Below are 12,155 nucleotides of genomic sequence, written 5' to 3'. Positions count from 1 at the left end.
TAATTTTGGCACGATATTTTCTATTGGATAAAACGATAAAGAAATGAAAACAAAATCAAACGTTCTTTTTGTATTGGTACTTACCTTGTGTTCTGCCTATACTTTTGCTCAGCGTGGTGTACGTATTGCTTACGTAGATATGGAATATATCTTGGAGAACGTAGAGGAGTACAGAGATGCCAATAAGCAATTAGCGGATAAGGTCCAGAAATGGAAGATAGATATAGAGCAAAAGCAAAGTCAGCTAGAGGCGGTAAAAAAAGACCTAATGGCGGAAAGGGTGCTCTTAACAGATGAGTTAATTGCAGAACGTGAAGAAGATATCCAGATTCTTGAAAAAGAGATGGTAGAGTATCAGCAAGACCGTTTTGGCCCTCAGGGCGACTTGGTTTTGCAAAAAAGACGCTTAATCCAGCCTATACAAGATCAGGTTTTTAATGAAGTACAGAAAATAGGTGCCAATAAGAAGTACGATTTTATTTTTGATAAATCTGCCGATGTGGTTATGTTGTACTCAGAAAATAGGCATGACATTAGTGATTTGGTGCTAAGAGGTATTTCTAGAACACGTAAGATAAGTAAGCCCAAAAAGGATAGTAGAAGTAAGTTTGATGACGAAGAGGCTGAAGAGGAGATGAGCGATGCGCTTAAAGAGCGAAAAGAAAATGCCGAAAAGGCGCAACAAGAAAGAGAGAAAACAGCAGAAGAGAAACGTGCAGAGCAGTTAAAGCTAAGAGAAGAGCGTAAAAAAGCGTATGAAGCACGCAGAAAAAAGTTGTTGGAAGAACGCGAAGCAAAGAGAAAAGAAAAGTTAGAAGAACGCCAAGGAGGCGGGCAAGATGACGAAGAAACTGAAGAGTAAGACGGTTTACTGAACAAAGTCTCGCAATCATCTGCTAAATAGACATAATTTTAATACATTGCGGCGATTTGCTTAGCAAATGTGAAACGAGAAATATACATTAACCAGAAATTAACACTCAATTATTTTAACTAGAATTATCATGAAACACTTAAAGAAAATAGCAGTAGCCTTAGTATTGTTTGTAGCCACTACAAGTTTTGTTAACGCACAGAGCAAAGTAGCACATATTGATGTTACACAATTATTAAGTGCAATGCCGGAGATGAAAAGTGCAGAAGCAGAGCTTAAAAAATTGTCTGAGACTTATAATGCAGATATAGAAAGTTCAATGACCGAGTTTCAGAACAAAGCTACTTTGTACCAAAATGAGGCGCCTTCTAAATCAAAAGAAGAGAACGAAAAAAGAGCAATAGAGCTTCAAGGAGTTCAAAAGAATATTGGTGAAGCGCAACAAGCTGCACAGAGAGAACTTCAAAAGAAGCAAGGAGAGCTTTTTGCTCCTATCTCTGATAAAGCTAAGGCTGCAATTGAAAAAGTAGCTGCCGCTCAAGGTTTTGATTACGTAATTGATGCACAAGCCGGTGGAGGTTTGATCGTAGCTAAGGGTAAAGACCTTTTGGCAGACGTAAAGAAAGAGTTGGGTATATAATATATCAAAATACTCAAACAAAAAATGCCCGCTGTTACAGTGGGCATTTTTTGTTTAATACTTATTCTTTTTGTGTTAGAAGAGTTTTCTTTTAATATTTCGCCAGCGTAATCTTCTAATGAATTCACCCTCGGTTTTAGAGACAAGAAACTGTTTCTTTTCTTTTTGAGCTTCAAAAAATCCATACATGTTATCTGCAAAGGCTTTAGGTTTTCTTTGTTTTACAGCCATTTTTAATGAGGCGATTATGGTAATGACCAAACCATATCTCATGGTATACATGGCTTTTCCTTGTAGAAGTTTGGCCTTGGGGTTATAGGCATTCCCGGTAGGTCTTAGATGTTTTACCTTTAAGCCGTCGTCCGTGTAGATTTCATGTCCATGATATTGGGCAAGCAATTCATCAATGGTATCCCATCCCATAGCGTTCCTTAAACCCCCAATGGCTTTGAAGCATTTTTTAGTATAGGCTTTAAATGCCCCCCTTACGTGGTTTTTATCCATGGGGTGGTTTAGCTTCCACTGCCCATTTTCAGCCTGTTCATAAATGAAACCTCCCGCAATGCCCACTTTAGGTTGTCCTCTAAAGATATAGACTACTTTTTCAAAATAGTTATCGGGTAGGATGATATCGGCATCTAGTTTTACGATAAAGTCATAATCGTTATCAAGTATTTCTAAACCTTTATTGAACGCATTTACAACTTTGCTACCTGGCATATGTTCCGTAGAGGATACGGTGTTTAATTTTGTAAAAATTGGACTCAGGCTTAAGAACTGGTCAATAATGGTCTCTGTATTGTCTGTAGAATTATCGTTCACTACAACGACTCTTTTGGGCTGCAGAGACTGTCTTAGAATGGAATTCAAGGTGTCCGCTAAGAAGCCTTCTTCATTATGTGCGGGAACAATTACATAGTAGTGCATGGCCATAAAACATTAATGGGTCAGAAGCTATGAATTTGAATTGAGTTTAGAAGCCTAATTTATCTGTTTTTTTCCGCGTAAACAATATAATAGCGAGGTGTAAAACTGCGTAGTAAGGGGCGTAGACCTATTTTTTTAACAGGGTTGGTCCATTTTGCCCTATCCTTTATTTCCCAGCCGGCTTTTTCTAAAAGCCAGTCAAATTGCCAATCTTCAAATTCATGATAATGTCTGTCCCAAGGGTCCGTTTTACTGCGGTAAGCAGGAGAAAACCATAGTTTTAGGGGAATACTGGCCACCAATTTGTTCGCCTTGATTTCTCTGAGGGGATTAAAAGGAGCCAATAAATGCTCAAAAATTTCAAAGGCCGTAACCACGTCTGCATTTGAACTAACTAAGGAGGAGTAATCAATATCCAAGTCTTCACCTTTGGTGTTTTCAACAGAGTAGCCTTCCTCTTTCATGATTTTTGAAAACGGATTGGCCACGCCAAGATCCAAAACAGTTTCGTCTGGAGTTACATGTTTCTTTAGGAAATCTAAGGTATGCTGAAAACGTTTACTTGGATAGGTCTTCTCGTACATTTGAACAGGTTGCAAGTTTCATGGTTTGCGTTTCTACCGGTTCAATCATATCCGGTAGACTACGGCATTGATATTCATGCCTGCGCCAACACTGGCAAAGATAACAACATCTCCCTTTTGAACCTCTTGATTTTCTATTTTTCCGTTGCGTACCAAATCGTACAGGGTAGGTACTGTTGCTACGGAACTGTTACCTAGTTTTCCTATACTCATAGGCATAATATTTTCGGGCACCTCGCGGTTGTAAAGTCCGTAGAACCGCTTTATAATGGCTTCGTCCATTTTTTCATTGGCCTGATGTATGAATATTTTATTAAGGTCGTCTATGGCAACACCACTTTCGTCCAAACAGTCTTTCATGGCTTGGGGTACATGGGTTACGGCAAATTCGTAAATTTTACGGCCAAACATTTTTATGTACTTGGTATCGTCCTTTAGTTTGTTGTACGACTCTCCAAAGAATAAAAAATAAGCTTCTTCTTGGGTGTATGATGCACTGGCATGTGCCAGTATTCCTCCGGATTCCTCTGTTTTTTGTATAATAGTAGCTCCCGCTCCATCGGAATAAATCATAGAGTCTCTGTCATGTGGGTCTATTATACGAGATAGGGTTTCAGCACCAATAACCAAACATTTTTTGGCAATACCACTTTTAATGAAGGCATTGGCCTGAATAACACCCTGTATCCATCCTGGACAACCAAAAATAAGATCATATGCAACACAAGAAGGGTTTTTAATACGTAAATGTTGTTTTACACGTGTTGCTAAACTGGGCAACATATCACTTTGTGCGTTGTTGGGTGAGACGTCTCCAAAATTATGGGCAAAGATGATATAGTCTAATGTTTCTTTGTCTATGCCTGAATTGGTAATTGCCTTTTCAGCAGCAAGAAAACCAATATCTGAGGCATTTAGATTATTTTCGGCATAGCGTCTTTCCTTTATTCCGGTTATGCCTTTAAATTTTTGAATAATAATGGCATTGTCATGCGTAAAAGGGGAGCCGTCCGAGTTTAAAAAATTATGACCTTCAAAGTTATCGTTAGGTACTACCAATGAGGGTATATAACTTCCTGTTCCTGTAATCTCAATCGCCATAATGCAAATTATTTTATCACCTAACAAGGTACGGAAGAACGGCTTCATTATTATGCATGCATAATAATTATTACGATGTTCAAGACGTTTTTAAGAATGTACGTAGAAAAGGAAAAGCCTTTTCAATCATTTGAAAAGGCTTGTATTTGTTGGGTTTATACCATTTTATTCCGCTTCTGAGTATGCTTCTATCGGTGCGCAGGTGCATATTAAATTACGGTCTCCATAGGCATCGTCTACACGCCTAACCGAAGGCCAAAATTTGTTTTCTTGAATATAGGAAAGTGGAAATGCCGCTTTTTGTCTGCTGTACGGAAAGTTCCATTCGTCTCCGGTCAACATTTCAAGTGTATGCGGCGCATTTTTAAGAACGTTGTTGTGGTCATCTGCAGATGCCTCTCTAATTTCATTTCTAATAGACAGCATGGCTTCACAAAAACGGTCTAGTTCGGCCAAGCTTTCGCTTTCTGTGGGCTCGATCATTATGGTTCCCGCAACAGGGAATGAGACGGTTGGTGCGTGAAAACCATAGTCCATTAGTCTTTTTGCAATGTCAGTGACCTCAATGCCATTCTTTTTAAACGGTCTACAATCTATAATCATTTCATGGGCTGCACGACCTTTTTCCCCGGTATAGAGAACATCGTATGCTCCACTTAATTTGTGTTTGATGTAATTGGCGTTCAAGATGGCAATTTCGGTAGAATGCCTTAATCCTTGTTCACCAAGCATTTTAATATAACCATAGGAAATTAAGCACACCAAAGAACTACCCCAAGGCGCCGCGGATATTGCAGTTATGGCATTATCTCCACCAGTTTCTATCACGGGGTTACCGGGAAGAAAAGGAACCAATTGTTCCGCAACACAAATTGGGCCAACACCCGGACCTCCGCCTCCATGAGGTATGGCAAAGGTTTTGTGAAGGTTTAGATGGCAAACATCCGCACCAATAATTGCGGGATTAGTAAGGCCGACTTGAGCGTTCATATTGGCGCCATCCATATATACTTGCCCGCCATTATCATGTATTAGTTGGGTAATGTGCTTAATAGAAGACTCAAAAACACCGTGCGTAGAAGGGTAGGTAACCATTAAGGCTGCAAGGTTTTCCGAATGTTTAGAAACTTTGTCCTCTAGGTCGGATACGTCTATGTTTCCTTTTTCATCTGTTTTTGTAACCACTACTTTCATGCCTGCCATTACCGCGGAAGCAGGATTAGTGCCGTGTGCCGAGGCAGGTATGATACAAACATCCCTATGTCCTTCGTTTCTGGACTCATGGTATGCTCTAATGACCATAAGGCCTGCGTATTCGCCTTGAGCCCCGGAATTGGGTTGAAGCGATGTAGCGGCAAAACCGGTTATAGTGGATAAATCTTTTGCCAGTTCCTTTAATATAAACTGATAACCTTTAGCTTGTTCAATTGGTACGAACGGATGAACATTTGCCCAACGGGCCATGCTTAACGGCAACATTTCTGAAGCTGCGTTTAACTTCATGGTGCAGGAACCAAGAGAAATCATGGAATGGTTTAACGAAAGGTCTTTGCGCTCTAGTTTTTTGATATAGCGCATGAGTTCTGTTTCGGAATGGTACCTATTGAAAACTTCGTTCTGTAAAAAAGCTGACTGGCGCTGTACGGTTGAACTGATAGCGGATTTGTCTAAAAGAGTATTCGTTTCCTGCCCATTTTTTCCAAGGGCTTTGGCGAAAATTGAAATAATTTGGTTAAGGTCTTGTAATGATGTAGCCTCATTTACTGCTATGGAAATAGTTTCATCATCAATATAAAGGAAGTTAACTGCATTTTCTTCAGCTACTTTTCTCACCTTCTTGGCATCGGCCTTAATGGTAATTGTGTCAAAATAGGACGAATTGGTTTGGTATAATCCTAATTTTTCTAGGGCATCCGTTAAGCTTACTGCCGTGCGGTGTACCTTGTTCGCAATATATTTTAAGCCTTCCGGACCATGGTATACAGCATACATTCCTGCCATAACAGCCAATAAAACTTGGGCGGTACATATATTTGAAGTAGCCTTGTCTCTTTTAATATGTTGTTCTCTGGTCTGTAGGGCCATTCTAAGGGCCGTTTTACCGTCAGTATCTTTGGTAACTCCAATAATCCGTCCGGGAATATTTCTTTTATAAGCCTCTTTTGTGGCAAAGAATGCGGCATGTGGCCCACCGTAGCCCAACGGAATACCAAATCTTTGCGTGGTTCCTACAACAACGTCTACCCCAAATTCACCAGGAGGGGTAAGAAGTGTTAAACTAAGGATATCTGCGGCAACAGCCACTTTCATATCATTTTCCTTGGCTTTGGTTACAAAATCGGAATAGTCATTTATCTGTCCGTATTTGCCTGGGTATTGTAATAGAGCACCGTAAAAATCCTGGTCAAAAGTAAATTCCTCGTGATTGCCAATAACTAGTTCAATACCCAAAGGGGTAGAGCGGGTTTTTAAAAGCGATAAGGTTTGTGGTAGTATTTCTTCTGAAACGAAAAATTTTAACACCCCGTTTTTCTTTTGGTCACGGCTACGAACATCGAATAACATGGTCATTGCCTCTGCGGCTGCAGTACTTTCGTCCAATAGGGATGCATTTGCCAGTTCCATTCCGGTAAGGTCCGTTACCACCGTTTGGAAATTTAACAGGGCTTCCAATCTACCTTGGGCAATTTCAGCCTGATAAGGAGTGTAGGCCGTGTACCAACCTGGGTTTTCAAGAATATTTCTCTTGATTACCGAAGGGGTTAAACTTTCGTGATATCCTAAGCCAATGTATGTGCGAAAAACTTCATTTTGCTCCGATAATTCTTGAATATGGGCCAGAAATTTATGCTCGCTCATGGCGGCACTAAGTTCTAACGGTTTTTTTAATCGAATATCATCAGGAATGGTCTCGTATATGAGCTGATCTAAGGTTTCTGTACCTACAGTTTTGAGCATGTGCTCTTGATTTTCTTCCTTAATGCCTATATGGCGTAAAGCAAATACATCTGTTTTCATAGCTTAAAATAAAAGTGGCGTAAAATTAGGCATTTAATCCCTTAAAAAAATCACATAATTGTTTATCAAGGTGAAAGTTTTTAACTAAAAAGGAGGGTTATGAACAGTTTGGTTAGTTTTGTAATATGAAGGTCTTAAACCGTATATTCGACTTTTACCTAGACGCTAGTATTCATGTGGCGCTTGGTGTTTTTGCGTTGGTACATGTCACGGATATTACATTAGGTTATGGAGTGGACCAGCATCTGGCGTGGTTTCTTTTTTTTGGTTCCGTTGCTTGCTACAATTTTGTGAAATATGGGGTAGAGGCCAAAAAATATATTTTGGTGGCCAGTAGGTATCATAAGAACATCCAATTTGCCAGTTTTATAGCGTTGGCCATTGCCTTATATCATGGTTGGTTTCTTAAATTGGAAGTTTGGATTGGAGTAGGAGGGCTAGTGGCACTTACGGGACTATATGCCTTGCCTCTATTGCCGCATACCAGGAACTTAAGGAGTTGGGGCGGACTTAAAATTTTTATTGTGGCATTGGTTTGGGCGGGAGCAACGGTTGTTCTTCCTGTGCTATCGGAAGGGGGGACTTTTGAAAGAGATGTGTGGATCGAGATTGTACAGCGCTTTTTGTTCGTTCTTATTTTGTTGATTCCCTTTGAAATCCGTGATTTAGCGTATGACAGTCCGGAATTAAAAACATTGCCACAACGTTATGGGGTGGCCAACACCAAGATTTTTGGGGCATTTGGTACGCTACCTTATTTCTTTTTAATTCTTTTGAAAAATAACGCAAGCCTTGAGGAGGCAATAGCTGGTGGTGTCCTATTTATAATGTTAGGAAGTTTGATGTTCATTACAAAACGAAATCAACATAAATATTTTTCCTCTTTTTGGGTAGAAGGAATATCTATTTTATGGTGGGGACTGTTAGTGGCAATTTCAGCTATTTTTTAGTTTCCCTTCTCTAAAATTTGCTTCATTTTTAGCTTTTCCTGCTCGGTTAAGCTATGAAGATCTGCCTTTTGGCATAAGGTTGTTAATTGCGTATTCTGCTTGGTTGCTTTAGAACAGGCTTTACACATTAACAGGTGGTAACGCAATTTTAATTTTTCCATAAAAGTTGCTTCCCTGTATTGGGTTTTATTGCAAATTATGGCGGCTTTGTCGCAAGAAATCATAAGTTAAAACCAATTTTGATTAAGGCAACCCATAAGAGCTGTTCTAGCTCTATGGATCATTACCCACAGGTTAGACGGATTAATATCAAGCTCATTACAAATATCTTCTGTACTAATTCCTTGAATGGTCTTCATGGTAAATACCAAAGCTTGTTTTTTTGGCAATTTTGAAATGCAGGACTGTATGGCAAGTCCTAACTCTTCGTTCTCTATGTCACTGTTTTCAAAGGAACTAAACGGGTCTGCAACTTGTTCTTCTAGCCAATCGCCCTCGGCATCGGTTTGAGAACTGTAGTTCATTCTTACTTCCGCTTTTCCCTTTTTTGAATTGATTTTTCTGTAATGATCAATTACTTTTCGTTTTAAAATAGCAATTAGCCAAGTGCGTTCGGCGGCATCTCCCTTGTAATTTTTAGCGGATTTTAAACCCGCCATAAAGGTTTCTTGAACAAGGTCTTTTGCTACCTCGGCATCGCTAATACGGCCTATTGCGTAGTTAAAAAGATAATCAGCATATAAGTCTACCCATGTCTCTGGGTTTAGTTGATGTTCTGCCATACGTATCGTGTCATTATCAAAAGTAATAGAATTAGATGTAATGACCTTCAATTTTTTTTCATTCCTTCCAATATAATTTAATGCCGCCATAATTCGTATTTTTGATTAAACTTAAAAAACATGAAATTCCACTATTTGCTTCTAATGTTGAGCGTTATCTGTGTGGGTTGTGCTCAAAGTAAAGGAAAACGTATCACAGAATTTTCACAGAATGATATAGATTCCGGTATTTTAGTAGATGTACGTACTCCTGAGGAATATTCAAGCGGCCATTTGGATAATGCGGTGAACATTAATTGGTTTGATACCGACTTTGTAAAAAAAGTAGATACTATACAGAGGAACAAACCTATATACGTATACTGTAAAAAAGGAGGTCGTAGTGCAAAAGCGGCCCATGTTCTGGATTCACTGGGCTTTAAGAAAGTTATTGACCTAGAAGGGGGCTATGATGCCTATATGGCCAATAAGAAAGATTAAAGCAGTTTTTCCGCCACTTCTAGCCAGTTGTTTACACGTTCAAAACCAGTAGTATTTACGTTATGCGGCGATGTAAATAAAAGTGATCTACCTTCAAAAGTTTCTAGGTTGTAACTGCGGTCGTCAATGAGAACGTCACCACGTAAAATGTGTTTGTGCCCGCAAAGTATACGGTTCTGCCATGGTATGAACGAGAAATGCTCATCTAACCACTCTGATTTTTCTTCAAGCGAATTTGGAAACTGCATTGCAGCAGATGCAATGTACACTTCGTGCTTCTCGTTTAATTTTTTTAGAACGCTCTGGCCATTGGCTATAGGCTTCAGATTACGAAAAAAGCCGCGGTTTCTGGCATGGTCACGTACGCTTTGTTGTCTGTCTACAGGAACTTTATGCCAAGCTTCACTGCCATGAAACAAGTCTAATGTTAGATTTTCATTAAAATCTTTATTGTAAACTTCTATGTGCGCTCCGTAGGTGTCTGCTATCACCTCGTCCATATCAACAAATATAACCATGTGTATTTTTTTTGCGAAGTTCTAAAAACCGTTGGAAATGATGGACCGAATTGAAAAAAAATAGTAATTATTTAACCTAAAAGATGTTTTGGTTTTTGGGCATAAAAAAAGAGGGCGTCCCCACACCCTCTTTTAAAACCGTTAAAAAAATTACTTTAGATATAACCTTTTCAACCTACTTATGTTTAGTAAATATATAAGAAAAAACTTACAAAACATAATCTCGGTATATTTTTTTACTTTTTTTTTAGTTCAGTAGCCCGGCTCTTTCCAATAGGGCCTCTACTTTGGGTTCTGCTCCCCTGAAGCGTTTGTAGAGCGTCATTGGGTTTTCCGTACCTCCTTTGGATAGTACATTATCCTTGAATTTAGTAGCAACGTCTTTGTTAAAGATACCCTTTTCTTTAAAATAAGCAAAAGCATCGGCATCTAAAACTTCCGCCCATTTGTAGCTGTAATACCCAGAAGAGTATCCTCCTTGAAAAATATGGGAAAAGGCTGTACTCATACAAGTTTCTCCAGTTTCTGGATATAGGTTTGTGCCCTTAAAAGCTTCGCTTTCGTGCTGCTTTACATTGGTTATGCCTGTTGGGTCCACTCCATGCCATGACATATCCAACAGTCCAAAACTCAGTTGGCGTAAGGTCTGCATACCTTCTTGAAAAGTAGCGGATTCTTTAATTTTTTGGACCAGTTCCATAGGGATTACTTCACCTGTTTCGTAGTGTGTGGCAAAAAGTTCAAGAGCCTCTTGTTCATAACACCAGTTCTCCATGACTTGGCTGGGAAGCTCTACAAAATCCCAAAAAACGGATGTTCCCGAAAGGCTAGGGTACGTAGTGTTAGCCAACATACCGTGCAATCCGTGGCCAAACTCATGAAATAGGGTAGTTACCTCATTAAATGTTAAAAGAGATGGCTTGCTTGGTGTGGAACGTGTAAAATTACAAACATTGGATATGTGTGGACGCACATTGTCTCCGTTACGTCTGTATTGTGGTTTGTAGGAAGTCATCCAAGCACCACCACGCTTTCCTTTTCTAGGGTGAAAATCTGCGTAGAATACAGAGATGAAGTTATTGGAAGTATCGTAAACCTTGTAAGTCTTTACTTCTTCGTGATATTTATCAATATCCGTTACTTCTTCAAACTTAAGGTCAAATAACTTTTCGGCCACCTTAAAAACTCCGGAGATTACATTCTCTAGTTTAAAATATGGTTTTAGTTTCTCGTCATCTAAATTGAACAACTTTTGTTTTAGCTTTTCAGAATAGTAACTACCGTCCCATTTTTCCAATTGGTCTATGCTATCAAGTTCTTTTGCAAAATCTTCCAGTTGGTCAAATTCTTTTTGGGCAGCTGGTTTTGCCTTTACCAGTAGTTCATTTAGAAACTCATGTACTTTTTCCGGTGTTTCTGCCATTCGCTCTTCTAAAACAAAGTGAGCATGGGTTTTGTAGCCTAAAAGATTTGCCCTTTCGTAACGCAAATTGGCTATGGAAAGTACGTTTTCCTGATTGTCAAGCTCATCACCATGAAAGGCCTTACTGCCAAATGCGAGCGCCAACTTTTTTCTAAGTTCACGGTTTTTGGCATATTTCATAAAAGGAATATAGCTTGGGTAGTCTAAAGTTACTAACCAACCTTCCTTGTCCTTGGCTTTTGCCACTTGGGCGGCAGCTTCTTTTTCGCCTTCGGGCAGACCGTCCAAATCGTTTTCATTGGTAAGGTGCATTTCGTACTTGTTGGTTTCGGCCAGTACGTTTTCACCAAACTTTAATTTTAGTTTTGATAGTTGGGCATCAATTTCACGAAGACGCTTCTTTTTATCTTCGTCTAGATTAGCGCCATTTCTACTGAAACTTTTATATTTTTTATCAAGTAATGTTTGTTGTTCTACCGATAGATCTAATGAATCTTTTTGGTCATAAACATTTTTTATGCGCTTGAACAAGGCCTCGTTTAATGTAATATCATTACTGAATTCCGATAATAACGGAGAAACTTCCTGGGCTATTTTTTGAATTTCCTCATTGGTTTCGGCGGAGTTTAAATTGAAAAACACACTGGAAATACGGTCTAATTGCTGCCCGGAAAACTCCAAAGCCTCTATGGTGTTTTCAAAAGAAGGAACTTCTTCATTAGCCGTAATTTGGTCTATTTCGGCTCTAGCCTCTTCCATGGCCTGTAGAAAAGCAGGTTTAAAGTGCGAATTTTCAATTTTTGAAAAGGGCGCAGTGTCAAATGGGGTCAATAAAGGGTTCATATAGCGCAAGATTTT

At 39.3% G+C, this 12,155-nt stretch carries 11 protein-coding genes; 4 read left to right on the top strand and 7 right to left on the bottom strand.

Annotated features, from left to right (window positions below; all coding sequences use genetic code 11):
- Positions 1 to 43 precede the first annotated feature (43 nt).
- Positions 44 to 862 carry an OmpH family outer membrane protein gene (locus H9565_RS06720; RefSeq protein WP_215438447.1) on the top strand — a complete coding sequence of 273 codons (819 nt, stop codon included), beginning with the start codon at positions 44 to 46 and terminating at the stop codon, positions 860 to 862.
- A 142-nt stretch (positions 863 to 1,004) separates the two neighbouring features.
- Positions 1,005 to 1,514: an OmpH family outer membrane protein gene (locus tag H9565_RS06715; RefSeq protein ID WP_215438446.1), complete on the top strand. Its 510-nt coding sequence runs from the start codon at positions 1,005 to 1,007 to the stop codon at positions 1,512 to 1,514.
- A 75-nt stretch (positions 1,515 to 1,589) separates the two neighbouring features.
- On the opposite strand, the gene H9565_RS06710 is transcribed toward H9565_RS06715, so the two are convergent.
- The 4 genes from H9565_RS06710 to gcvP all read right to left on the bottom strand — a co-directional run bounded on the left by H9565_RS06710 (position 1,590) and on the right by gcvP (position 7,144).
- Positions 1,590 to 2,441 carry a glycosyltransferase family 2 protein gene (locus H9565_RS06710; protein ID WP_215438732.1) on the bottom strand — a complete coding sequence of 284 codons (852 nt, stop codon included), beginning with the start codon at positions 2,439 to 2,441 and terminating at the stop codon, positions 1,590 to 1,592.
- A gap of 59 nt (positions 2,442 to 2,500) precedes the next feature.
- Positions 2,501 to 3,025 (bottom strand): class I SAM-dependent methyltransferase, encoded by a 525-nt coding sequence (locus tag H9565_RS06705; protein ID WP_215438445.1) that lies wholly within the window; start codon positions 3,023 to 3,025, stop codon positions 2,501 to 2,503.
- Between the two features lie 45 nt (positions 3,026 to 3,070).
- Positions 3,071 to 4,126 carry a 3-oxoacyl-ACP synthase III family protein gene (locus H9565_RS06700; protein ID WP_215438444.1) on the bottom strand — a complete coding sequence of 352 codons (1,056 nt, stop codon included), beginning with the start codon at positions 4,124 to 4,126 and terminating at the stop codon, positions 3,071 to 3,073.
- 165 nt (positions 4,127 to 4,291) lie between these two features.
- Positions 4,292 to 7,144, bottom strand: a complete 2,853-nt coding sequence (gene gcvP, locus H9565_RS06695; RefSeq protein ID WP_215438443.1) for an aminomethyl-transferring glycine dehydrogenase — start codon at positions 7,142 to 7,144, stop codon at positions 4,292 to 4,294.
- 125 nt (positions 7,145 to 7,269) lie between these two features.
- Here gcvP and H9565_RS06690 point away from each other — a divergent pair, with 125 nt between their 5' ends.
- On the top strand, positions 7,270 to 8,094 hold the full coding sequence (locus tag H9565_RS06690) for a UbiA prenyltransferase family protein (RefSeq protein WP_215438442.1): 825 nt from the start codon (positions 7,270 to 7,272) through the stop codon (positions 8,092 to 8,094).
- Between the two features lie 227 nt (positions 8,095 to 8,321).
- Here H9565_RS06690 and H9565_RS06685 read toward each other — a convergent pair whose 3' ends face one another.
- Positions 8,322 to 8,876: a sigma-70 family RNA polymerase sigma factor gene (locus tag H9565_RS06685; protein ID WP_215438731.1), complete on the bottom strand. Its 555-nt coding sequence runs from the start codon at positions 8,874 to 8,876 to the stop codon at positions 8,322 to 8,324.
- Between the two features lie 120 nt (positions 8,877 to 8,996).
- On the opposite strand from H9565_RS06685, the gene H9565_RS06680 reads away from it, so the two are divergent.
- Positions 8,997 to 9,356 (top strand): rhodanese-like domain-containing protein, encoded by a 360-nt coding sequence (locus H9565_RS06680; protein WP_215438441.1) that lies wholly within the window; start codon positions 8,997 to 8,999, stop codon positions 9,354 to 9,356.
- On the opposite strand, the gene H9565_RS06675 is transcribed toward H9565_RS06680, so the two are convergent.
- Both H9565_RS06675 and H9565_RS06670 read right to left on the bottom strand, forming a co-directional pair.
- Positions 9,353 to 9,874: a 5' nucleotidase, NT5C type gene (locus H9565_RS06675; RefSeq protein ID WP_215438440.1), complete on the bottom strand. Its 522-nt coding sequence runs from the start codon at positions 9,872 to 9,874 to the stop codon at positions 9,353 to 9,355. The two genes, H9565_RS06680 and H9565_RS06675, sit on opposite strands and share 4 nt — an antisense overlap.
- A 247-nt stretch (positions 9,875 to 10,121) precedes the next feature.
- Positions 10,122 to 12,140, bottom strand: a complete 2,019-nt coding sequence (locus tag H9565_RS06670; RefSeq protein ID WP_215438439.1) for a M3 family metallopeptidase — start codon at positions 12,138 to 12,140, stop codon at positions 10,122 to 10,124.
- Between the last annotated feature and the right edge of the window lie 15 nt (positions 12,141 to 12,155).

Origin of the sequence: Zobellia russellii (assembly GCF_018728565.1) — a bacterium.
Taxonomy (GTDB): Bacteria; Bacteroidota; Bacteroidia; order Flavobacteriales; family Flavobacteriaceae; genus Zobellia; species Zobellia russellii.
This window is presented reverse-complemented; position numbering and strand designations above follow the sequence as displayed.